The following is a 22,630-nucleotide window of genomic DNA, read 5'->3' on the forward strand; positions in this document are numbered from 1 at the left end:
TTTGGCTGACTTGTTTGTGCTGCCCGATTACTGGGCCGTCGGGTAATCCACCACCAACGTCTCGATGTTGCGTTTTTTCGCCCGGACCAGGGCAGCCGTCACCTGTTCCTGCTTGGCTTCGGCCTCGGCCTTGGAACTGAAAGGGCCGACCAGGACGCGCACCTGGCCGTTTTCCCGCACCACGTTCGACATGAAGCTGTGTTCGATGAGCCAACCGGTCAGGTCGCTGACTGCTTGCGGCGTCTCGCCGCGAACCTCGACGGCCCACTGCGGGGCGGCAGCGGCGGCTGGTGCGGAGGTCGCTACGGGTTTGGGCTTCGGTGCTTCGACGTCACGCCCTTCACCGCATCCTGCCAGCACCAATACCGCGATAACCCAAGCCAATTTGCGCACAACGTTTCCCCCGGAAGACATGAGGCACGGATTTTAGCACCCGTGACCGTCAAGATCGCCGCAAACAATGCTCAAAACACGAGAATCCTGCCCGGCGTCTCTGTATAGTCGCACCCTGGGAATTAATGCAGCATCTGCACGTCAGAAAGAGGCACCCACATTGTGACACTTAGCACTAATCTATAAGCAGTACCGACATCTGCACTGTCTGAATCAGGTGCCCTATAAAGCAATCAAGGAGAACACCATGCTGATACTCACCCGCAAAGTCGGTGAAAGCATAAACATTGGTGACGACATCACGATCACCATTCTGGGCGTAAGCGGCCAACAGGTCCGGATCGGCATCAACGCCCCGAAAAACGTTGCGGTGCATCGCGAAGAGATTTACCAGCGTATTCAGGCGGGCCTCACTGCCCCCGACAAGCCGCAAACTCCCTGAGCCTTGCTGCAGTCCGTAGCCAGCCCGTTTGCATCGTCGCAATGGCTGGCTAAAGATTCTGGTCGACCGTACCTCACCCTGCCCCCGCCTTTTTTTCGTCCAGCCCGTTGAACCGATACTAATGACATGGCGCTTAGCATGGCTGTCAGACGTTTCGTTTTAATGATGACGAAGCAGGCGTTCGCGGTCGGTCAACCCAGGCTCACGCCGCGCGCCATGCCCGTGGCGGCGATCACCATCAAGATCAGCAACAAAGCTTCGATGTGGCTGATCCGTGCAAACCGGCCAGCTTTCGAAGGATCGATCGCAGCCCCTTTGCCCAGGGCCATCCGCCATTTGATCAGGGCGATCATTGGCGCGATCTCAAGCAACAGGATCAGCAGGAACAAAGTCATCTTCAGGTGAAACAGCGGTTGGTGCAGGTAATAATCCGTGCCTTTTTCGTACCCGCCAAACGCCCGCATCCCACCCGTCACCAACAACACCAGCGCCGACAGGCCCCACAGGTTGTCAGCGACCAAGACACCCCGAACCGCATCCACACCGCTCGCCAGTCGTCGCAGTGCCGTGCCGCGCGTCAGCACCGCCCAGAACCCGAGGGCGAAGGCCAGCAGATGAATTGCCGCGAGAGACCAATGAGCCAACATGGAAGAACCCTGCCAGAGAGAACGTCGAATCGACCTGACAGTACTAGCTCATAAAAGAATGATTGCCAGGGTTGGCATGCAAAAAACTGTGGGAGCGGGCTTGCTCGCGAATGCGGTGTGTCAGTCAACAAATCACTAACTGATACACCGCATTCGCGAGCAAGCCCGCTCCCACAGGGGTATTGCGAACGCTAAAAGATCTTAGTCCGCCAGACGCCAGGTCGTGCCGCCCTTCCCATCCTCCAGCACCACACCCATGGCGGTGAGCTGGTCGCGGATGCGGTCGGACTCGGCCCAATCCTTGTTGGCGCGCGCAGTCAGGCGCGCCTGGATCAACGTCTCGACTTCGGCGGCGTCCACCCGGCCTTCGGCACCGGCCTGCAGGAAGTCATCGGCTTCGAGCTGCAACACACCCAGTACGCTGGCCAGTTCTTTCAGGCGAGCCGCCAGACCGGCCGCTGCATTGAGATCACTCTCACGCAGGCGGTTGATCTCACGCACCATTTCGAACAGCACCGCGCACGCTTCCGGCGTGCCGAAGTCGTCGTTCATCACTTCGGTGAAACGCGCCACGAACGCTTCGCCACCAGCGGCCGGCACGTTCGGCAGGCCCTTCAACGCGTGATAGAAACGCTCCAGGGCACCCTTGGCGTCCTTGAGGTTGTCTTCCGAGTAGTTGATAGCGCTGCGGTAGTGGCTCGACACCAGCAGGTAACGCACGACTTCCGGGTGGTACTTGTCGAGCACGTCGCGGATGGTGAAGAAGTTGTTCAAGGACTTGGACATCTTCTCGCCGTTGATCCGGATCATGCCGCAATGCATCCACGCGTTGGCGTAGGTCTTGCCGGTGGCCGCTTCGCTCTGGGCGATTTCGTTCTCGTGGTGCGGGAACTCCAGGTCACTGCCGCCGCCATGAATGTCGAAGGTCTCGCCCAGGCAGCAGGTGGACATCACCGAGCATTCGATGTGCCAGCCCGGACGCCCGGCGCCCCACGGCGACGCCCAGCTCGGCTCACCCGGCTTGGCGCCCTTCCACAGCACGAAGTCCAGCGGGTCTTCTTTCGACTCGTCGACTTCGATACGCGCGCCGATGCGCAGGTCTTCGATCTTCTTGCGCGACAGCTTGCCGTAGCCCATGAACTTGGCGACGCGGTAGTACACGTCGCCATTGCCCGGTGCGTAGGCGTAGCCCTTGTCGATCAAGGTCTGGATCATGCTCAGCATGCCAGGGATGTGGTCCGTGGCACGAGGCTCCAGGTCCGGCTTGCGGATATTGAGGCGCGCCTCATCCTCGTGCATGGCCTTGATCATCCGCTCGGTCAGCGCATCGTAAGGCTCGCCGTTTTCGCGGGCACGGTTGATGATCTTGTCTTCGATGTCGGTGATGTTGCGCACGTAGGTCAGGTCATAACCGCTGAACCGCAGCCAGCGGGTCACCAGGTCGAAAGCGACCATGCTGCGGCCATGACCAATGTGGCAGTAGTCGTACACGGTCATGCCGCAGACGTACATGCGGACCTTGTTGCCATCCAGCGGCTTGAAGACTTCTTTGCTCTTGGTGAGCGTGTTGTAGATCGTAAGCACAGGGTTTCCCTTAAGACTTGATCACTGACCCCAGGAATCGCGCAAGGTCACGGTACGGTTGAATACCGGAGCACCGGGTTTCGAGTCCTTGATATCCGCGCAGAAGTAACCTTCGCGCTCGAACTGGAAACGGTCTTCCGGCTGTGCGTTGCCCAGCGAAGGCTCGGCACGACAACCAGTGAGTACTTGCAGGGAGTCAGGGTTGATGTTGTCCAGGAAGCTGACGCTGTCTTCGGCCTTTTCCGGGTTCGGCGAACGGAACAGGCGATCGTACAGGCGCACTTCGCACTCGACGCTGGCGGCGGCCGGCACCCAGTGGATCACGCCCTTGACCTTGCGACCTTCCGGATTCTTGCCCAGGGTGTCGGGATCGTACGAGCAACGCAGTTCGACGATGTTGCCGTCGGCGTCCTTGATGGCCTCGTCGGCGCGGATCACGTAGCTGCCACGCAGGCGCACTTCGCCGGTAGGCTCCAGGCGCTTGTAGCCTTTTGGCGGCTCTTCCATGAAGTCTTCACGGTCGATGTAGATTTCCCGGGCAAACGGCAGGACGCGCACGCCCATGTCTTCTTTCGGGTGGCGCGGTAACTCGAGGTTCTCGACCTGGCCTTCCGGGTAGTTGGTGATCACCACTTTCAGCGGACGCAGCACGCACATGGCGCGCGGGGCGCTGTGGTCGAGGTCGTCACGGATGCTGAATTCCAGCATGCCGAAGTCCACCACGCCGTCGGAACGGTTGGTGCCGACCATTTCGCAGAAATTGCGGATCGACTTGGGCGTGTAGCCACGACGACGGAAGCCCGACAGCGTCGACATGCGCGGGTCATCCCAGCCGTTGACGTGCTTCTCGTCCACCAGTTGCTTGAGCTTGCGCTTGCTGGTGATGGTGTAGTTCAGGTTCAGGCGGCTGAATTCGTACTGGCGCGGGTTGGCCGGCACCGGCAGGTGCTCGAGGAACCATTCGTACAACGGACGATGGCTTTCGAATTCCAGGGTGCAGATCGAGTGGGTAATGCCTTCGATGGCGTCCGACTGACCGTGGGTGAAGTCATAGTTGGGGTAGATGCACCATTTGTCGCCGGTCTGGTGGTGATGGGCGTGACGGATGCGGTACATGATCGGGTCGCGCAGGTTCATGTTCGGCGAAGCCATGTCGATCTTGGCGCGCAGCACCCGAGCGCCGTCCGGGAACTCACCGGCGCGCATGCGGGCGAACAGGTCCAGGTTCTCTTCCACGCTGCGATCACGGAACGGGCTGTTCTTGCCCGGCTCGGTCAGGCTGCCACGGTATTCCTTGGCCTGCTCGGGGGTCAGGTCGCACACGTAGGCGTTGCCGGCCTTGATCAGTTCCACGGCCCAGTCGTGCAACTGGTCGAAATATTGCGAGGCGTAGCGCACCTCACCGGACCATTGGAAACCCAGCCACTTGACGTCGCTTTCGATCGCGTCGATGTATTCCTGGTCTTCCTTGGCCGGGTTGGTGTCGTCGAAACGCAGGTGCGTGACGCCACCGAACTCCTGGGCCAGGCCGAAATTCACGCAGATCGACTTGGCATGGCCGATGTGCAGGTAGCCGTTGGGTTCTGGCGGGAAGCGAGTGACGATCTGTGTGTGCTTACCCGAGTCCAGGTCCGCCTGGATGATCGGGCGCAGGAAGTTGACCGGCACGGCCGGGCCGGTCTTGGAATTCGAGGTAGGGTCGACAGTGGGCTTGCTCATAGGATCCTTGAACAGACAAGTGCGCGGCCGGGTACGGCCTGATAAATCAAAGCCCGTATCATAGCCGATGCTGTCAAGCGCCTGACAGGCCAGGCCGGCAAACGATTGAATTTAATCGACGACCAGATGAAAAACAGCCTCGAAATTCGTGCCCGGCACGCTAAACTGCCCTGCCTGGCCGATTACAGCCAGACCGGTTGCGGGCAGTGAAGCCCCGAAACCCACGAATTCCTTGAAAGAGTACCGATCATGAGCAAAGTCAAACTGACCACCAACCACGGTGACATCGTTCTGCAACTGAATGCCGAGAAGGCGCCGCTGACCGTGGCCAACTTCATCGAATACGTCAACGCCGGCCACTACGAAAACACCGTATTCCACCGCGTCATCGGCAACTTCATGATCCAGGGCGGCGGTTTCGAGCCAGGCATGAAGGAAAAGAAAGACAAGCGCCCAAGCATCCAGAACGAAGCCGACAACGGCCTGCCGAACAAAAAGTACAGCGTTGCCATGGCCCGTACCATGGAGCCGCATTCGGCCTCCGCGCAGTTCTTCATCAACGTGGCGGACAACAGCTTCCTGAACCACAGCGGCAAGACCACCCAGGGCTGGGGCTATGCGGTGTTCGGTGAAGTGATCGAAGGCACCGACGTGGTCGACAAGATCAAAGGTGTTTCCACCACGTCCAAGGCCGGCCACCAGGACGTCCCGGCAGAAGACGTGATCATCGAGAAAGCCGAGATCGTTGAGTGATATTGCTGATTTCAGACTTGCATCTGGAAGAGGAGCGCCCGGACATCACCCGGGCGTTTCTGGATTTACTCGCCACACGCGCCCGCTCGGCGCAAGCGTTGTACATTCTGGGCGACTTTTTCGAAGCCTGGATCGGCGACGATGCCATGACGCCGTTCCAGCGTTCCATCTGCCAGGCCCTGCGCGAATTGAGCGACAGCGGCACGGCCATCTTCCTGATGCACGGCAATCGCGACTTCATGCTGGGGCAGGCCTTTTGCAAGGCGGCCGGCTGCACCCTGCTCAAGGACCCGAGTGTCGTGCAGTTCAATGGCGAGCCGGTGCTGCTGATGCACGGCGACAGTCTCTGCACCCGCGACGAAGGCTACATGAAGCTGCGGCGCTGGCTGCGCAACCCGGTCACGCTGTTCGTCCTGCGGCACCTGCCGCTGGGCAGCCGGCAGAAACTGGCGCGCAAACTGCGCAGCGAAAGCCGCACGCAGACACGCATGAAAGCCAATGACATCGTCGACGTCACGCCCGAAGAGATCCCGCGGATCATGCAGCAATACGGCGTGAAGACCTTGATCCACGGCCACACCCACCGCCCCGCCATCCACAAGCTGCAACTGGGCGAACACGCCGCCCGGCGCATCGTGCTGGGGGATTGGGACAAGCAAGGCTGGGCGTTGCAGGTGGATGAACAAGGGTTTGCGTTGGCGCCGTTTGGGTTCGGTAATGCGCAGCTGGCGTTGCCAAGCACCTAAAGCCCGCAGATCTCCTTTGTGGGCGCGAGCCTGTGGGAGCAAAGCTTGCTCGCGATGAACGATGACACGGTCTTGCAGTTGAACCATGTCGCCTGCATCGCGGGCAAGCCTTGCTCCCACAGGTACGCTCCCGCAGGGTGTTGTGTGTGGATCAGTGCCCCGCCGATGCAGGCCCCGCCTTCGCCGCAAACGGCGGCTTCGCCAGCCACACCAGCACGATCAACCCCATGAACGCCCACCCCAGCAGCGTGAAGTAATCCACGGTGGAGAGCATGTATGCCTGGCTGTTGAGGACCTGCTCAAGCCGGGCATAAGCCGGGGCACTCGCGCCACCGAGTTGGTTGAGTGCTTCGCGGGTGGCCGGCTCAAAAGTGCTGATGCTTTCGCTCAGGTAGGCGTGATGCTGGTCGGCCCGGCGGATCCAGATCCAGGTGGTCAGGGACGCGGCAAAGCTGCCGCCCAGGGTCCGCAGGAACGTCGCCAGCCCCGCGCCGTCGGCAATCTGGTGCGGCGGCAGGTCCGACATCAGAATGCTCAGGGTCGGCATGAAGAACAGCGCCACGCCGATGCCCATGAACAACTGCACCATCGCAATGTGCTGGAAATCCACCTCATTGGTAAACCCGGCGCGCATGAAGCAGCTCAGGCCCATGGCCAGGAACGCCAGCCCGGCCAACACACGCAGGTCGAACCGGTGGGCGTACTTGCCGACGAAGGGCGACATCAGCACCGGCAGGATGCCGATGGGCGCCACCGCCAGCCCGGCCCAGGTCGCGGTGTAGCCCATCTGTGTCTGCAACCACTGCGGCAGGATCAGGTTGATGCCGAAGAACCCGGCATAGCCCCCCACCAACACAATGGTGCCGATGCGAAAGTTGCGATAGGCGAACAGGCGGAGATTGACCACCGGGTGGCGGTCGGTCATTTCCCAGATCACGAACACCGCCAGGGCAATGATCGAAATCAGCGCACCGCTAATGATGAAATTCGATTCGAACCAGTCCAGGTCGTTGCCTTTGTCGAGAATCACCTGGAGCGCGCCGACGCCGATGATCAGCGTGATCAACCCCACGTAGTCCATTGGTTGATGGCTGGTGACCACCGGTCGCGCCTTGAGCTGCTGTTGCACGACCATCGCCGCGAAGACGCCGATGGGTACGTTGATGAAGAAAATCCACGGCCAGCTATAGCTGTCGGTGATCCAGCCACCGAGGATCGGCCCGGCAATCGGCGCCACCACCGTGACCATCGCCAGCAACGCCAGGGCCATGCCGCGCCTGGCCGGCGGGTACACGGCTATCAGCAAGGTCTGGGTCATCGGATACAACGGCCCGGCCACCAGCCCTTGAAGTACGCGAAAGCCAATCAGCTCCGGCATCGAGGTGGAAATACCGCACAAGAACGACGCGAGCACGAACAGCATCGTCGCCCACAAAAACAGCTTCACCTCGCCAAACCGCCGGCTCAACCAGCCGGTGAGCGGCAAGGCGATGGCGTTGCTCACCGCGAACGAGGTAATCACCCAAGTGCCCTGCTCCGAGCTCACGCCCAGGTTGCCGGAAATGGTCGGCAAGGCGACGTTGGCAATGGTGGTGTCGAGCACCTGCATGAACGTCGCCAGCGACAGCCCGATGGTGCTGAGCAACAGGCTGGGCGGCGTGAAAGACGCGTTATTGCTCATTGCGAGAATCCTATGAAGCGAAGGTGGCGAAATCCCTTGGGACAAGACCCAACCCCTGTGGGTGCAAGATCCTTAAACCCTGTGGGAGCAAGGCTGTGTGGGAGCAAAGCTTGCTCGCGAAACAGGCGATGCGGTCTTTCAGAAATCAAGGTGACTGTTTCGCGGGCAAGCCTTGCTCCCACAGGGTCTTGCTCCCACACAGCCTTGCTCCCACAGATTTCAGAGGCTGGCCTGCAATTGCGATCAGCGCTGCGCGGTCTTGCTCGCCACTGCGCTGTTGTCGTGGATCAGGCGGGCGATCATCGCGTCGGCATCGGCCAACTGCCGGTCGTAGACCTGGGTGCTGAACGAGGCTTTCTGCGGTGGCTGCTGGGCCAGTACCGGGCCGCTCTGGTCGTGCAGGTCGACGTTGACCAGGGTCGACAGGCCGATCCGCAGCGGATGCTTGGCCAGCTCCTGGGCATTGATGTGAATGCGCACCGGCACCCGCTGGACGATCTTGATCCAGTTACCGGTGGCGTTCTGCGCCGGCAGCAAGGCAAACGCGCTGCCGGTCCCGGCGCCGAGGCTGTCGATGGTGCCGCTGTACTTCACATCGCTGCCGTACAGGTCGGCTTCGATGTCCACCGGCTGGCCGATGCGCATGTCGCGCAGTTGGGTTTCCTTGAAGTTGGCGTCGATCCACAGCTGATCCAGCGGGATCACCGCCATCAACGCTGTGCCCGGCTGCACCCGCTGGCCGAGTTGCACGGTGCGCTTGGCGACATAACCGGTGACCGGTGCGATCAAGGTACTGCGGGCGTTGGCCAGGAAGGCCTGGCGCAGTTGCGCGGCGGCGGACTGCACGTCGGGATGGGACGACACCACGGTATCGTCCACCAAGGCGCTGGTGGTCTTGAGCTGTTGCCGGGCATTGGCCAAGGCGTTCTGCGCCGAGGTCAGGTCATCGCGGGCGTGAGACAGTTCCTCCTTGGAAATCGCCCCGCCGGCCGCCAGGTTCTTGCGTCGGCTGTAGTTTTCCTGGGCCTTCTGCACTTCGGCCTCTTGCGCATTGACCTGCGCCCGCATGCCATCGACATTGCTGTACAAACCACGTACCTGGCGCACGGTCCGGGCCAGGTTGGCCTGGGCACTTTGCAGCCCGACTTCGGCGTCGTTCGGGTCGAACTGCACCAGCACCTGGCCTTCACGCACCAGGTCGCCGTCGTCGGCCCCGATGCTCACCACGGTGCCGGTGACCAGCGGCGTGATTTCCACTACGTTGCCGTTCACATAGGCATCGTCGGTGCTTTCGCTCCAGCGACCATACAGTTCGTACCAGGCCCAGACGCCCAGGCCCGAAAGAATGACCAGCAGCGTCAGTGTCAGCAGCATGACCTTGCGCTTGCGTGGGTGGCTGTCTTGCGCATGTTCGGATTGAGTCGTTTCGGCAGTCGCCATGACAAGTACCTCGAATCAGTTATTTGGCGTGGTAGCGGCCGGGGTGACCGCCGCCAGGGTCTGGGCCTCGAAACCGCCGCCCAGGGCCTGCATCAGTTGGATCGACAAATCGATCTGGTCGGCATTCAGGTTCGCCAGTTGGCGCTGGGCCTGGAGCAATTGCTGCTCGATGCTCAACACGTCCAGGTAATTACCGATGCCCGAGCCGTAGCGCTGGACCACCGTGTCGTAGGAGCTCTGTGCGATATCGGTGGCATGTTGCTGGGCGCCGATCTGGCGAGCGATGTCACGCAATTGGTTGATGGTGTCGCTGACATCCCCAAGGGCCGTGACCAGGCTCTTGTTGTACTGCGCCACCGCCAGGTCGTAATCGGCGTCCCGGGCATCCAGGTCCGCCCGCAAGCGGCCGCCATCGAAGATCGGCAGCGACACCGTCGGCCCCACATTGAAGAAGCGGCTGGCCGAACCGAACATCGCATCGCCCAGCAACGACCGGGTTCCGGCGGCTGCGCTCAAGTTGAGATTGGGGTAGAAGTTGGTCTTGCCGGCCTCGATATCCTTGCTCGCCGCCTCGACCCGCCAGCGTGCCGCGACCAGGTCCGGACGCCGCCCCAGCAACTCGGCCGGCAGGTTCGACGGCAAGGCGACCGCGCTGGCTTGCAGCACGTTGGGCCGGGCGATTTCATTGCCGCGGTCCGGGCCTTTGCCCAGCAGCACCGCCAGGGCGATCTTGGCGCTTTGCAGGCGTTTCTCCGCGTCGATCAGGGTTGCATCGGCGCTGGCTTCCAGGCTTTCGGTCTGCTGGAACTGATATTCGCTGTCGATCCCGGCAGTGAGGCGGCGCTTGCCCAGGTCGAGCATCTGCCGGGTGCGCTTGAGGTCCTCGGCGGCCAGGTCATGAATAATGTGGGCCTGGCCCAGGTCGCTGTAGGCCCGGGCCACGTCGGCGGCCAGGGTCAGCTGCGCGGCCTGGCGATCGATCTCGGCGGCGCGGGCCTGGCCGAGGGCGGCTTCCCAGGCGGCACGCTGGCCACCCCAGAGGTCGAAGTTGTAATTGAAGTCCACACCTAACGTGCGCAAGGTGCTGTACGCCCCGCCCTGCCCTTGCGGGTCCTGGTCACGGGACAGGCGCGAACGGCTAGCGCCGCCGCTGGCATCCAGGGTCGGCAGGCGCGCCGCGTTGGCGGCGTAGGCGGCGGCACTGGCCTGATGCACCCGGGCGCTGGCGATCTGCATGTCCGGGCTATCGCGCAGGGCTTCACGGATCAGGCCGTCGAGTTGCGGGTCGCCAAGGCTTTTCCACCAATCGCTTTTTGGCCACGCGGCCGGCGACAGCGTGACACCGTTCAGGGATTGCCCGGCCTTGAGGCTCTGGGCCTCGAGGCTCACGCCTTCGGTCTTCAGGCCGCTGTAGCTGGCACAGCCCGCCAGGCTCATGGCCAAGACCACCAGGCTTAATCGGGTACGCAAGGTTTTACGCTTCATTTTCCCCCCATTCGCGACACGGCGATGGGATCACCGGCGGCGAGCAGAATTTTCTTGAGAATCTGTTCGAGGGTTTGCAGCTCCTCGGGGCTGATGGCGCAGGCCAACTGGTTCATGGCCTCGGCGCCGATAAACGGCAGGCGATCGGCGAGGGCCTGGCCGGCTTCGGTCAGCACCAGGCGCACTTGCCGGCGGTCCTGGGCGGAGCGTTCACGGGCCAGGAAACCTTTCTGCTCCAGGCGATCGAGCATCCGCGTCATCGAACCGCTGTCCAGGGACAGGTAACGACACAGCTCGGCCGGCGTCTCGATGCCGTACTGGGCCATGATGATCAACACCTTGAACTGCGCGGCGGTGATGCCGACGGGTTCCATGTGGGTGTCGATGATCCGGTCCTTGAGCAGCGCGGTACGGCCGAGCAGCATGCCGAGATGGCAGTTGTGAAAGTTGTCTGGGGTGAAATGCTTCATCTGACCACCGTTTGCTGCCTAGGCAGTGAATGTATGTCGAGATATTACTGCTTAGGCAGCGAATGTCAATCGAATAGTTAGCTTGCTATTCACATAAAGTGTGTGGGAGCTGGTCCTGTGGGAGCAAGGCTTGCCCGCGATAGCATCACCTCGGTTCGACTGATAGACCGAGTTGCCTATATCGCGGGCAAGCCTTGCTCCCACAAAAGCTCAGCTCCCACAGGGGGTTGGGGGAAGGGTTAGAAATCGCGCTTGTAGAAGATGTCCAACGAGCTGGCGACGCCGCTCGCGGCTTCGAGGTAGACCTTCTTGCTGAGCTTGTAGCGCAGGGCGATGGTGTTGGCCGGTTCGAACACACCAACGCCGTAGCGCAGGCTGAGTTTTTCCGACAGGTTGCCGCTGGCGACCACGCTGGTGGCATTGCCGCTGCCCTGGGTGTCGAGCTGGAAATCCTCGATCCCCAGGTTATTGGCCAGGCTGGTGGTCACCCCCGAGCTGCCCATCAACCCCAGGCCCAGCGCCGCCTGGGCGAGCATGTTGTTGTCCTCGCCGGTGGTGCTCAGCGGCCGGCCCAGCACCAGGTAGGACAATGCCTGCTCCTGGCTCATGGCCGGTTCCGAGAAGATTTGCGTGGCCGGTTGCTCGGCGCTGCCGCTCAAGCGGATGCCGGCGATCACGTCGTCGGTCTGGCGGATCGCTTCGATGTCCAGGTAAGGCTGGTCGATGGGCCCGGCAAACAGCAGCCGCGCCCGTCGCACCGTCAGCCGTTGCCCATAGGCGCGATAACGACCGTCGTTGAGCCAGAGCTCGCCGCGGGTGTCCATGTTGTCGCCGATGTGAACCTGGCCCTGCACGTTGGCGGTCAGGCCGAAACCCGAGAACGCGAGTTTGTCCTGGCCGACGATCACGTCGATGTCCATCGCCATGGCCAGCGGCGCCTTGCCCTCTTCGCTCTGGTGGCCGACGATCACCGTGTCATCCGAGACCTTGACGGTGGACGGCGGCAGTTCGCGAATGGTGATCTCGCCTTTGGGCACCAGGACCTTGCCGGCAATGGAGAGCCGCTCACCCTGCATGGTGATGTTGAGGTCAGGCGCCACGTCGAGCACCGCATAAGGCTCGACGGTGACCGGCAATTGCGAGCCCTTGAGGGCCAGGTTCATGGTCAGGGCGTCGCCCCAGCCGATGTTGCCGTTCAAGCTGCCCTGCCCGCTCTTGCCACTTTTCCAATTGCCATTGAGCTGCACCGCTTCGCCGGTAATCATTGCCCGCATCTGCAAGGCTTCGAGGCTGACCGGCAGTTCCGGGCCAGACACTTCGCCATCGCTGAGCAGCAGGTTGCCGTTGACCTGGGGCGCGAGCAAACCACCGGACAAGGTCCCGCTGCCGTTCAGGTGACCGGTGAGGGTTTCCACCATTGGCACGAATGGCCGGGCCACGGACAAGTCCAGGCCGGTCAGGCGGAACGAGCCGCTGATGGGTTTGCTGGCCGGTATGGGGTTGATTTGTGCCTGGAGCATCAGTTCGCCGAGCCTGGCGCCGACGAAATTCAGGTCGATGTCGATGCGCTTGGGGGTCAGGCGGCTATTGAGCGTCAGGGTCTGGTACGGGAAGTCCAGCCATTGCGCCTTATCGCCCTCCTTGTCCCGAATCCGTAAAGTACCGCCGCTGGCGTCCACCAGGATCCGGCCATTCGGACCGCTGGCCGGCAGGTCCAGTTGCAGGTCCGCGTTGAGCCGCCCCTGCCAGGCAAAATCCTTGGGCATCCACTGGGCCAGGCTTTCGATGGGGAATTGCTTGAGGTGATAGCGCAGCTTCGGCTCCGGCATCAGTCGCTGGTCTTCACCGCACAGGCTGGCCTCACCGGAACGCCAGCAATGCGCGCCGACGTTGAGCGTGCCGTCGGCCAGGCGCTCCAGTTTCGCCGGGGCTTGCAGACGCCAGGCTTGACCGCCGGCCTGCACGTCGCCGCTGGCCAGGCGCCCACGCCAATTGCCCTGGTCGAGCGCGCCATCGAGGGCCAGGGTCGTGTCGAGCTGCGGCCCTTGCAGGTCCAGGTTGAGCTTCTGCTGTTTGATATCACCCTGGCCGCTGACCGTCAGCACGCCCAGTGACGTTTCGCCGACGCGGATGCCGCTGGCCTTGAGGTCGAGCTTGCCGCGCTGGGTGCTGTCGAGGGTTGCGTCCAGGTTCAGGCTTTGCAGGCGGTTGTCCTGGAAGGCCAGTTGCGTGCCTTGCAGGCCGAGCTTGCCTTGGGGGGCCTTGAGCGTGCCGGCCACGTCGACACGGCCGACGACTTGGCCGCGCAATTGCGGCCAGAGCTGAGCCAGGCGTGCGAGCTTGATGTCGATCTGGCCGGTCAGCTTCTCTTGCAGGCTGGCACTGCCGTTGATGCGGTTATCCCCCAGGCGAATGTCCAGCGCGCTGAGCTTCCACTGCTCGCCGGCGCCGCTGGCCTTGGCCTGGAACAGCACTGGCTGGCCACGCAGTTTGCCCTTGAGGTCCAGGTCCGCGTCGAGATCGAGGCGGTCGTTCTTCATCATCCCTTTGCTGCGCAACGGCCCGGCCAGGGTCCCAGGCAACTCGCCAAGCCAATACGCCGGGTTGATGGCCGACAGTTGCAGCGCCGTGTCCCAGGCAATGCCCTCGGCAAATTGCAGGCTCAGGTGCCCTTCGGCCTTGCCCTGCCCCGCCGCGAGCTTGAGCTGCGGCAAGTGGATTTGCGTCAGGTCGCCGCTGAACGGGCTGCCCAGGCTGAAAGCCCCGGCGGGTCCGTCCAGCGCAGCCTGGAAGTTGCCCAGGTATTGGCCATCGGTGTAGGAGACTTCGCCGTCGAAGCGGCGCAGCGTCACCTGCGGCTCGTCGATCAGCGGATAGAGGCGATGCCAGGGGAAGTCCAGCCAGGCGACTTTCGCCTCGGCGCGCAGGCCTTCGCGCCAGTCCAATTGGCCGCTGAGCTTCAGGTTTTGCTGATCGCCGGCATCCAGATCCAGGCCGGCGATCTGCGCGCCATTGGCGTCCACCGTGCCTTGCAGCAACAACGCCACCGGCCCTTTTTCGGCGGGCAGCGTCGCCTTGCCGAGCAGTTGATAGCCGTTTTTCAGATCGCCTTCGCCGGTCAATTCCAGCTGATTGAGCAACAACGTGTCGGGCAGATCGGCACTGGCCTTGAAGCCGTCGGCGCTGATGTGCACCTTGGCGGGCAGGTTGTCCGCGAGCGGTTGCAGTTCACCGCTCAACTGGCCTTGCAGGTAACCGCTGCTGTCAGCCTTGAGGTTGAGGGTCTTGAGCAGGTTGCCGTCGACTTTCAGGTCCAGCGCCCAGGGCGTGGCGCCCGGCGCCGGCAAGGTCAACCGGCCCTCGGCGTTCAACGGCCAGTCGCCGCCCGGTTTCAGCAGGCCGGAGAGTTTCAGGCTCAGCTCATCGCGCTGCAATTGCACCGAATCGATCCGCATGCCCTCGGCGGTCCAATGGGCAACCAATTGCAGCCCCTTGAGCTGCTCGCTGCCGTTGAACGACAGGCTGCCGACCTGCACATCGCCCAGTTCGATGGCGAGCGGCAAGTCCAGGTCCGGCAAGCTGATCGGGCCGCTGCTCGGCTCATCGGCAGAGGCTGGCAATTGCAAGGCGACCTGGTCGGCCTTGAGCTGTTCGATGCACAGGGTCATGCGGGCCAGGCACAGCGGCGACCAGGCGAATATCAGCCGATCCACCTCCACCCGACTGGCGTCCTGCTGCCACAGCAGGTGATCGGCGCTCCACTGTCCACCCAGCCGGCCCTGGAAATTCTCCACGGTCAGCCCCGGCACCAGGCCGAGGGCCCAGCGGCTGCCGAATGCCGTGCCCAGCACAACGCTCAAGGCCAGCACGACCGCCACCAGCACCCCGGCGAGCGCCAGCAGCGTTATCTTCAAAGCACGCATCACAGCTCAGGCCCCATGGAAAAGTGCAAGCGGATGCCGCCGTCGTCGTCCATCGCATGGGCCAGGTCGAGGCGGATCGGGCCCACCGGCGAAACCCAGCGCACGCCGACGCCCACGCCGGTCTTGAGGCTCGGCAATTCGAGGCTGTTAAACGAGTTGCCCTGGTCGATGAACGTCGCCACCCGCCATTTTTCCGCGATGGAATATTGATATTCGAGGCTGCCGGCGACCATGTAACGACCACCGATACGGTCGCCCTCGGCGTTCTCCGGTGACAGGCTCTGGTAGTCATAGCCCCGCACGCTCTGGTCGCCACCGGCAAAAAAGCGCAGGGACGGCGGGATGGATTTGTAGCCATTGGTGGCGCTGCCGCCGATCTGCGCCCGCGCCAGCAAGCGATGCTTGTCGAACACCGTGGTCAGGCCCTTGACCATGGCGGTGCCGTATAAAAGGTTGTTGTCCGAAGCCAGCCCTTCCTTGGCGACCTTGGTGTCGAACTGCAAACGGTAGCCGTTGTGCGGATCGATGCGGTTGTCGCTGCGCAGGTAGGAATAGCTCACGCCCGGCATCAGCAGCGTACTCAGGCCCGCATCGTCGCCGAGGCGGTACTCCTCGCGCTGCCATTTGAGCGACACCACCCGCTGCCAGCCGCTGGGCAACTTGCTGTGCCATTCCGGGCCCACGGTGAGCAGTTTGCTGAGGCTGTCGGTGCCGGCCAGTTCTTCATATTGATAACCGCCGGCGTAGCGCATCTTGTCGGTCAGCGGCGGGTCCAGTGGCACGTCGTACCACAGGCCGACGTTCTGCCGGGGCGCCGACACTTCCGCTTCCCAGCCATAGCTGTGGCCCTGGGGGTTGACCCAGTGGCGCGTCCAGTTGGCTTTGGCCCTGGGCCCGACGTCGGTGGAAAACCCCAGGCCCAGGCCCATGGTGCGCGGCTTGCGCGTTTCGAGCTTGACCGCCACCGGGATCACGTTATCGGTGGCGGCGGTGGGCGCGGCATCCACGCGCACGCCTTCGAAATAGCCGCTCGATTGCAGGGCCTGATTGAGCTCTGCAATGAGTTCGGAGTCGTACGCCGTGCCGGCCTTGAACGGCACCATGCGCTGCAACAGATCTTCGTCGAACGGCGTGTTGCCCTCAAAACTCACCGGGCCCAAGGCATAGCGCGGGCCGCTGTCGTAAATCAGTTCGATGTCGGCGATGCCCGCCTGGGGGTCAACCGACAGCTTCTGCCGGGTGAAGCGCCCGCTGAAAAAACCATAGCGCGAGGCCTGGTTCTGGATGATCCGCTTGGCGTCTTCGTAACGGCCATGGTTGAGCACCGCGCCGGGCTTGAGGGCGGCGTTGCTGGGTACGCGAAAGGCTTTGAGCGATGCTGCGGGGCCGTCGATGCGCACGGTGACGTTGCGCAAATGCACAGGCTCGCCGGGGTCGATGGTCAGCACCAGGCGTGGGTCCTTGCCGCCCTTGACCTCACTGTCGATCTGCGGCTGGTAGTAGCCCAGCGCCTGGGCTGCCTTGCGCGCCTGCTCCTCGGCGCCACGGCTGAAGCGCAGCAAGGCCTCCTCGTCACGATCACCCACACCGCCGATGTAACCTTCTACGTTGGCCTTGAGTTCATCGTTGGACGGCTTGACCCGTACTTCCAATTCACTGTTTGCCAGCGCCGCGCAGCTGAGGGACAGCAAGAGCGCGCCACTGGTCATTCTTCCTGAGAGGTTCATGGCGCGGATGCTATCACGAGCGTAGGTGCCTGATAGAGCCGGACATTTCGCAAAAGTTCGACCGATTATGCCGTTGCGCTTTGCAGAACCTGCGGGTTGGCGTGGAAGAACACATGCTCGCGGATCGGTCCTACCGCCACTTCGCCGATTTCCTCGTAACCCTGGCGTTTATAAAACTCAAGGTAACGCGGGTTGCCGGTGTCCAGCACCACGCCTTGGGAATGCTCGTCCGCCGCGCACCAGTTATGCACCGCCTCAAGCAACTGTTCGCCGAAATGCTTGCCCTGAAACTGTGGGTGTACCCCCAGCAGCGGCAATACATGGACCGCATCCGACGGCAGGCAGGCCAGCACTGCCGCGTGGTATTCCAGGTAGCGCCGGGTGCAACGAAAACCGGTGCTCAAGACCATGCGCAAGCGCCAGGCCCAGCTTTCGGTGATGCCCAGGCGCCGCTGCGGCGGAGCGATCAGGGCGATGCCGATCAGGCGGTCGTTGACCAGCAAGCCGATGGCCGGCAAATCCTGGAGAAAATGCTGCTTGACCAGCTCACGCACCGTGGCCCGTACCCGCTGTTCATAACCGGGACGCTCGGATTCGAACAGGTAGCTGAAGGTCGGCTCGTGGCGATAGGCCTGGTACAGCAACGAACGGGCTTCACGGGAATAACCGCTGTCGAGCATATGGATGTCGGCGATGGCGGTTGCAGTTTCGGGCATGGCGTTGGATCTCCTGGGGCGAGGCTCGGTGAGGCCCTGCTCTTATTGAGTACGAACCCGATAGGGTCGTGATCGTTCCTACATGCAAAGGACATTAGCAGTGCATTTGTCCTACTGCCACGCTGGCCGTGTTCCGACATGTCAGCTAGCATCGCAGTTTTGCCAGGACAGCCGACCATGAAGATCGTCTCCTTCAACATCAACGGGCTGCGCGCCCGCCCCCATCAGTTGGCGGCGCTGATCGAGAAGCACCAGCCGGACGTGATCGGGCTGCAGGAAACCAAGGTCCACGACGAACAATTTCCCCTGGCCGAGGTGCAGGCCCTGGGCTACCACGTGCATTACCACGGGCAAAAGGGCCATTACGGCGTCGCCCTGCTCTCGCGCCAGGCGCCACTGAGCCTGTACAAGGGCTTCGAGGGCGACGACGAGGACGCCCAGCGGCGCTTCATCTGGGGCACCTTCGCCGATGCCAACGGCGTGCCGGTGACCATCATGAACGGTTATTTCCCACAAGGTGAAAGCCGCGACCACCCGACCAAATTCCCGGCCAAGGAACGTTTCTACAGCGATTTGCAGCAATTGCTGGAAAGCCGCTTCAGCAACGACCAGCCGGTGGTGGTAATGGGCGACGTGAACATTTCTCCGGAAGACTGCGACATCGGCATCGGCCCCGACAACATGAAGCGCTGGCTGAAAACCGGCAAATGCAGCTTCCTGCCGGAAGAACGCGAATGGATGGCCCGCCTGAAGAACTGGGGCCTGGTGGACAGCTTCCGTCACCTGAACCCGGACGTCACCGACCGCTTCAGCTGGTTCGACTACCGCAGCCGCGGTTTCGAGGACGAGCCCAAGCGCGGCCTGCGCATCGACCTGATCCTCACCTCCCATGGCCTGCTGCCACGGGTCAAGGACGCCGGCGTGGACTACGAACTGCGGGGCATGGAAAAACCGTCGGACCATGCGCCGATCTGGCTGCAGTTGAGCTGACTGGCGCACACAAAACCCCTGTGGGAGCAAAGCTTGCTCGCGATGAACGATGACACGGTCTTGCAGTTGAACCGTGCCGCCTGCATCGCGAGCAAGCTTTGCTCCCACAGAAATTTTCTGATTCTGCGACCCCATTGCCCTGCCGCGCCTGACAAGTCGCAACCCTGTCACCTTTCAGTAACCTGACTGACTTAATCTTCCGGCACTTCCTCGGGTTCAGCAGGTGCCGGCATGCGGCTGCGCGTTGTCTTTTTCATCGGCCTCTGGCTGCCGTTCATGGCATCGGCCGGCAGTTTGCCCATTCCCGAACAGGGCCCGGCCCTGCGCCTCCAAGGTTCCAACACCATCGGCGCGGCGCTCGGGCCGGCCCTGGTCAGGGGGTTGATGGAAGATCAGGGGCTGCTCAGGGTCAGCAGCGAAATCACCGGTCACGACAACGAGCAGCGCATCGTCGGCCAGACCGTCGACGGCCGGCGGGTGGAAGTGGACATCGCGGCCCACGGCTCCAGCACCGGCTTCGCCGCCCTCAAGCAGGGCAACGCCGACCTGGCCGCCTCTTCGCGACCGATCAAGGACAGCGAGCTGAAGGAACTGTCGTCCCTGGGCGACCTGAAAAGTCCCACCGCCGAGCAGGTCATCGCCATTGATGGCCTGGCGATTATTCTTCATCCGCAGAACCCGTTGCGTCAGCTCGATACCGTGCAACTGGCGCGGATATTCAGTGGCGAGGTGAAAACCTGGGAGGCCGTGGGCGGCGTCGGTGGGCCGATTCATCTTTTTGCCCGGGATGAACAGTCCGGCACCTACGATACCTTCAAGGAACTGGTCCTCGGCCGACAGGGCAAACGGCTGGATCCTTCAGCACGGCGCTTCGAATCCAGCGAACAGTTGTCCGACGCTGTCAGCCAGGACCCGCAGGGCATCGGCTTCATCGGTTTGCCCTATGTGCGCCAGGCCAAGGCACTGGCGATTGTCGACGGCGCTTCGCAACCCATGCTGCCGCTCAACCACCTGATCGCCACCGAGGACTACCCGCTTTCCCGGCGCCTGTTCTTCTACTTGCCACCCTGGGGAACCAACCCGTGGGCCGAGGCGCTGGTGGCGTTCACCCAAAGCGACAAAGGCCAGGCCATCGTCGCCGCCAACGGGTTTATCGCCCAGACCGTCCAGGCCATGGCCGTCACACCGAATGCGTTGATGCCCGAGGGTTACCAGGCCCTGAGCCGCCACGCCCAACGCTTGACCGTGAACTTCCGCTTCGAAGAAGGCAGCGCCAGCCTGGACAACAAGGCCCATCAAGACCTGGGCCGCGTGCTCGACTATATAAAGCAGCATGGCAAAACCGATCGACGCGTGACACTGGTGGGGTTTGGCGACGCCAAGGACGACCCGGCGCGGGCCGACCTTCTGTCCAAACTGCGGGCCATGGCGGTGCGGCGTGAACTGGTCAAATACGGTGTGGCACTGCGAGAGGTACGAGGGTTCGGTGCATTGATGCCGGTGGCGGCCAACAGTGAGGATGAAGGGCGGGTCAGGAATCGGCGAGTTGAGGTTTGGGTTTACTGAACCTGGTCAAACGGCGCAACACAAATCCCTGTGGGAGCAAAGCTTGCTCGCGATGCAGGCACCTCGGTTCCCCGGGAGACCGCGTCATCTTCATCGCGGGCAAGCCTTGCTCCCACAGCGGGGCGGTGCGACGTTTCGCTAAATTCCCTCGCCACAAAAGCCTGGATGTTTATCGCATTAATCTCGGCGTAAGACCGAACGGCCTCACCTTGCGCCATTGCCTACAACTACGCCAGAATCCGCCGGCTTGTGCGCCTGGGGGGCGGGCTCTATCGTTTCCGGGTCGCTGACGAATCAGCGATCGGGTTTGGTAGCCCGGTTTCCTGGCGCAAGTGCACCCTGATGCAAGGGACTTCTACGTCCGCTGTTTTATGGTGGTCATGCGCAGGGCGTTCTCGGACGCGCCGGGTTGCCAGGTAACCGGTCTACCAACCTTCGTATGGCCACCACCCTTCGTTTGGTAGCGAGAGTGATGGCTCCAATTTCTTATCTGGAGTTTCATCTATGTTCAAACCAACACCCAACCCACCGGACACCGATCCATCCAACTCAAAAGCGTTCGACAAAGCCGCCGACCGCATCCTCGATTCCTACCTCAAGCCCAAACCCAACAAACCCCAGGCCGATCCCGGCCAACTGTTCACCGTCGCCCCTGGCGTCGACACCGAAACCCTGCTCGCCAACCTCAGCGAAAACCTGGCCTCGGCCAACGCCATGCTCAGCGACCTGGCCTTCGACCTGGAAGGTTCAAGGCGCCATATTGCCCTGGGCATCCACCAATTGATCGAATTGAGTGGACAGCTGGCAAACCGAGCGTTGGACAACGTCGAAGCGCGCTAGCCGACTCACCACATGGAACTGGCCTCTTAAGAACATCTCCAGAGGCCAACGCGAACCCTGCTTTGTGGCGAGGGGATTCATTGTGGGAGCAAAGCTTGCTCGCGATGCAGGCGCCTCGGTTCCCCAGGAGACCGCGTCGTCTTCATCGCGGGCAAGCCTTGCTCCCACATTCGATCCTTAAAGAACGGGCAGCGCGTTAGCGCCCCGCCAACTCCATGATCATCCGCGACAGCAGATAGATCCTTGGCACCACACTCTCAACCTCAGCGTATTCCTCCGGCGTATGGATGTTGCCACCAACGATGCCGAAACCATCCAACGTCGGCGTACCAACCCCGGCCGACAGGCTGGCATCCGCCGCCCCACCGCTGCCTTCTTCAGTCAGTTTGCGCCCCAGTTCGCCATAGATGCCTTGGGCCATGGCCATCAACCGGTCCGACTCCGCCGTCTGCGGCATCGGTGGCAGGCCGCGCTTGAGGCTGGTGGTGACTTCAGTGTCGGCGATCAACTTGTCCTGCGACACACGGGCCAGGTCTTTTTCGATGCGGTCGAACTCTTCCGGCACCGCCGCCCGCACATCCGCCTTGGCGCTCGCCTGGTCGGGGATCACGTTGGTCCGGTCGCCGGCCTTGATCACCGTGAAGTTGATGGTGGTTTTCTTTTCCGCGTCGCCAAGCTTGCCCAGTTGCAAGATCTGGTGCGCGGCTTCCATCGCCGCATTGCGCCCCAGTTCCGGCGCGACACCGGCGTGGGACGCCTTGCCCTTGACCTCCACCAGCGCCGTGGCACTGCCCTTGCGCCACACCACCAAGCCATCGGCCGGGCGACCCGGCTCGAGGTTGAGGGTCACGTCATGGGCCTTGGCGGTTTTCTTGATCAGGTCGGTGGCGGCGTCCGAACCGGTTTCTTCGCTGGCGTCGAGCAGGAAAGTAATCTGCGCGTAGTTCTTGAAGTCCTGGTTCTTGAGCACCTTCAGCGCATAGATCCCGGCAACGATGCCGCCCTTGTCATCCATCACCCCCGGCCCATAGGCCCGGCCATCCTTGATGTGGAAGGGACGCTCGGCGGCCGAGCCTTCCTTGAACACCGTGTCCATGTGGGCCATCAGCAGGATTCTTGCCTTGCCGGTGCCCTTGAGGGTCGCCAGGATGTGCTGGGTGCCGTCCGAGTTAGGCACCTTTTCGATGGTGGCGCCCAACTTCGTCAATTCATCGATCGCAATATCACCGACCTGGGTCAGCCCCGGCACATAGCCTGAGCCAGAGTCGATGTTCACCAACCGTTCGAGCAGTTTCAGGGCCTCGCCCTTGTACTGTTCGGCGTCGTTCAGGACTTGTTGATGGGGCTGCGCGAGAGCAACGGGGGCGAAGGCGCCGAGGGCCAGGCTCAGGCCAAGACTGACGGCCAGACGGGAGCGAAGAGCGGTCATCATCATGATTTCATCCTTGTTCCGTATCGAAAGAGTGCCATAGGCACCCTACCCGACAATGGGCCAAGGCTCTAGACCG

Annotated in this window: 18 protein-coding genes; 6 read left to right on the plus strand and 12 right to left on the minus strand. The window is 62.3% G+C overall.

Going from position 1 to position 22,630, the window contains the following annotated elements:
- Positions 1-27 precede the first annotated feature (27 nt).
- Positions 28-393, minus strand: coding sequence for an SPOR domain-containing protein (locus tag B0E42_RS22850; protein WP_018608918.1), 366 nt, complete (start codon positions 391-393; stop codon positions 28-30).
- A 247-nt stretch (positions 394-640) separates the two neighbouring features.
- Here B0E42_RS22850 and csrA point away from each other — a divergent pair, with 247 nt between their 5' ends.
- Positions 641-835 (plus strand): carbon storage regulator CsrA, encoded by a 195-nt coding sequence (gene csrA, locus B0E42_RS22855; protein WP_003179932.1) that lies wholly within the window; start codon positions 641-643, stop codon positions 833-835.
- A 191-nt stretch (positions 836-1,026) separates the two neighbouring features.
- On the opposite strand, the gene B0E42_RS22860 is transcribed toward csrA, so the two are convergent.
- The 3 genes from B0E42_RS22860 to B0E42_RS22870 form a co-directional block, all read right to left on the minus strand.
- Positions 1,027-1,482, minus strand: coding sequence for a DUF2214 family protein (locus B0E42_RS22860; RefSeq protein ID WP_024617932.1), 456 nt, complete (start codon positions 1,480-1,482; stop codon positions 1,027-1,029).
- Between the two features lie 201 nt (positions 1,483-1,683).
- Positions 1,684-3,066: a cysteine--tRNA ligase gene (gene cysS, locus B0E42_RS22865; RefSeq protein ID WP_018608904.1), complete on the minus strand. Its 1,383-nt coding sequence runs from the start codon at positions 3,064-3,066 to the stop codon at positions 1,684-1,686.
- 21 nt (positions 3,067-3,087) lie between these two features.
- A complete protein-coding gene (locus tag B0E42_RS22870; RefSeq protein ID WP_077507590.1) occupies positions 3,088-4,785 on the minus strand; it encodes a glutamine--tRNA ligase/YqeY domain fusion protein in 1,698 nt (565 codons plus the stop codon).
- Positions 4,786-5,034: 249 nt separating this feature from the next.
- Here B0E42_RS22870 and B0E42_RS22875 point away from each other — a divergent pair, with 249 nt between their 5' ends.
- Both B0E42_RS22875 and lpxH read left to right on the plus strand, forming a co-directional pair.
- Entirely contained in the window at positions 5,035-5,538 is a 504-nt protein-coding gene (locus B0E42_RS22875) for a peptidylprolyl isomerase (protein WP_018608900.1), read from the plus strand.
- Positions 5,535-6,284 (plus strand): UDP-2,3-diacylglucosamine diphosphatase, encoded by a 750-nt coding sequence (lpxH, locus tag B0E42_RS22880; protein WP_003203667.1) that lies wholly within the window; start codon positions 5,535-5,537, stop codon positions 6,282-6,284. Before B0E42_RS22875 ends, lpxH begins: the two co-directional genes overlap by 4 nt.
- A 151-nt stretch (positions 6,285-6,435) precedes the next feature.
- Here lpxH and B0E42_RS22885 read toward each other — a convergent pair whose 3' ends face one another.
- The 7 genes from B0E42_RS22885 to B0E42_RS22915 all read right to left on the minus strand — a co-directional run bounded on the left by B0E42_RS22885 (position 6,436) and on the right by B0E42_RS22915 (position 17,726).
- On the minus strand, positions 6,436-7,965 hold the full coding sequence (locus tag B0E42_RS22885; protein ID WP_053189367.1) for a DHA2 family efflux MFS transporter permease subunit: 1,530 nt from the start codon (positions 7,963-7,965) through the stop codon (positions 6,436-6,438).
- Positions 7,966-8,208: 243 nt separating this feature from the next.
- Positions 8,209-9,405 (minus strand): HlyD family efflux transporter periplasmic adaptor subunit, encoded by a 1,197-nt coding sequence (locus tag B0E42_RS22890; RefSeq protein WP_024617937.1) that lies wholly within the window; start codon positions 9,403-9,405, stop codon positions 8,209-8,211.
- 15 nt (positions 9,406-9,420) lie between these two features.
- A complete protein-coding gene (locus tag B0E42_RS22895) occupies positions 9,421-10,890 on the minus strand; it encodes an efflux transporter outer membrane subunit (RefSeq protein ID WP_077507593.1) in 1,470 nt (489 codons plus the stop codon).
- Positions 10,887-11,360 carry a MarR family winged helix-turn-helix transcriptional regulator gene (locus B0E42_RS22900; RefSeq protein ID WP_018607095.1) on the minus strand — a complete coding sequence of 158 codons (474 nt, stop codon included), beginning with the start codon at positions 11,358-11,360 and terminating at the stop codon, positions 10,887-10,889. Before B0E42_RS22900 ends, B0E42_RS22895 begins: the two co-directional genes overlap by 4 nt.
- A gap of 239 nt (positions 11,361-11,599) precedes the next feature.
- Complete coding sequence (locus B0E42_RS22905; RefSeq protein WP_053180569.1) at positions 11,600-15,286, minus strand: translocation/assembly module TamB domain-containing protein; 3,687 nt, start codon at positions 15,284-15,286, stop codon at positions 11,600-11,602.
- Positions 15,283-17,010: an autotransporter assembly complex family protein gene (locus tag B0E42_RS22910; RefSeq protein WP_033062640.1), complete on the minus strand. Its 1,728-nt coding sequence runs from the start codon at positions 17,008-17,010 to the stop codon at positions 15,283-15,285. Before B0E42_RS22910 ends, B0E42_RS22905 begins: the two co-directional genes overlap by 4 nt.
- A 65-nt stretch (positions 17,011-17,075) precedes the next feature.
- Positions 17,076-17,726, minus strand: coding sequence for an N-acetyltransferase (locus tag B0E42_RS22915; protein ID WP_018607088.1), 651 nt, complete (start codon positions 17,724-17,726; stop codon positions 17,076-17,078).
- Positions 17,727-17,903: 177 nt separating this feature from the next.
- On the opposite strand from B0E42_RS22915, the gene xthA reads away from it, so the two are divergent.
- The 3 genes from xthA to B0E42_RS22930 all read left to right on the plus strand — a co-directional run bounded on the left by xthA (position 17,904) and on the right by B0E42_RS22930 (position 21,122).
- The gene (xthA, locus tag B0E42_RS22920; protein ID WP_003203684.1) at positions 17,904-18,716 is read left to right on the plus strand and encodes an exodeoxyribonuclease III; all 813 of its coding nucleotides are present in this window, start codon (positions 17,904-17,906) and stop codon (positions 18,714-18,716) included.
- A gap of 231 nt (positions 18,717-18,947) precedes the next feature.
- Positions 18,948-20,282 (plus strand): substrate-binding domain-containing protein, encoded by a 1,335-nt coding sequence (locus B0E42_RS22925; protein ID WP_077507596.1) that lies wholly within the window; start codon positions 18,948-18,950, stop codon positions 20,280-20,282.
- A gap of 504 nt (positions 20,283-20,786) precedes the next feature.
- Positions 20,787-21,122, plus strand: coding sequence for a DUF6124 family protein (locus tag B0E42_RS22930; RefSeq protein WP_077507599.1), 336 nt, complete (start codon positions 20,787-20,789; stop codon positions 21,120-21,122).
- Between the two features lie 196 nt (positions 21,123-21,318).
- On the opposite strand, the gene B0E42_RS22935 is transcribed toward B0E42_RS22930, so the two are convergent.
- Positions 21,319-22,557 carry a M20/M25/M40 family metallo-hydrolase gene (locus B0E42_RS22935; protein WP_077507602.1) on the minus strand — a complete coding sequence of 413 codons (1,239 nt, stop codon included), beginning with the start codon at positions 22,555-22,557 and terminating at the stop codon, positions 21,319-21,321.
- Positions 22,558-22,630 lie beyond the last annotated feature (73 nt).

It is taken from the genome of Pseudomonas sp. A25(2017), assembly GCF_002001065.1.
Classification (GTDB): domain Bacteria; phylum Pseudomonadota; class Gammaproteobacteria; order Pseudomonadales; family Pseudomonadaceae; genus Aquipseudomonas; species Aquipseudomonas kilonensis.

Bases quoted from the DNA above. Each gene is read 5' to 3' on its own strand.
- B0E42_RS22930 (WP_077507599.1), top strand. From the start codon at position 20,787: ATGTTCAAACCAACACCCAACCCACCGGACACCGATCCATCCAACTCA.
- B0E42_RS22875 (WP_018608900.1), top strand. From the start codon at position 5,035: ATGAGCAAAGTCAAACTGACCACCAACCACGGTGACATCGTTCTGCAA.
- B0E42_RS22915 (WP_018607088.1), bottom strand. From the start codon at position 17,726: ATGCCCGAAACTGCAACCGCCATCGCCGACATCCATATGCTCGACAGC.
- B0E42_RS22900 (WP_018607095.1), bottom strand. From the start codon at position 11,360: ATGAAGCATTTCACCCCAGACAACTTTCACAACTGCCATCTCGGCATG.
- B0E42_RS22860 (WP_024617932.1), bottom strand. From the start codon at position 1,482: ATGTTGGCTCATTGGTCTCTCGCGGCAATTCATCTGCTGGCCTTCGCC.
- csrA (WP_003179932.1), top strand. From the start codon at position 641: ATGCTGATACTCACCCGCAAAGTCGGTGAAAGCATAAACATTGGTGAC.
- B0E42_RS22935 (WP_077507602.1), bottom strand. From the start codon at position 22,557: ATGATGATGACCGCTCTTCGCTCCCGTCTGGCCGTCAGTCTTGGCCTG.
- B0E42_RS22885 (WP_053189367.1), bottom strand. From the start codon at position 7,965: ATGAGCAATAACGCGTCTTTCACGCCGCCCAGCCTGTTGCTCAGCACC.
- xthA (WP_003203684.1), top strand. From the start codon at position 17,904: ATGAAGATCGTCTCCTTCAACATCAACGGGCTGCGCGCCCGCCCCCAT.
- B0E42_RS22870 (WP_077507590.1), bottom strand. From the start codon at position 4,785: ATGAGCAAGCCCACTGTCGACCCTACCTCGAATTCCAAGACCGGCCCG.
- B0E42_RS22890 (WP_024617937.1), bottom strand. From the start codon at position 9,405: ATGGCGACTGCCGAAACGACTCAATCCGAACATGCGCAAGACAGCCAC.
- B0E42_RS22925 (WP_077507596.1), top strand. From the start codon at position 18,948: ATGCGGCTGCGCGTTGTCTTTTTCATCGGCCTCTGGCTGCCGTTCATG.
- B0E42_RS22910 (WP_033062640.1), bottom strand. From the start codon at position 17,010: ATGAACCTCTCAGGAAGAATGACCAGTGGCGCGCTCTTGCTGTCCCTC.
- B0E42_RS22895 (WP_077507593.1), bottom strand. From the start codon at position 10,890: ATGAAGCGTAAAACCTTGCGTACCCGATTAAGCCTGGTGGTCTTGGCC.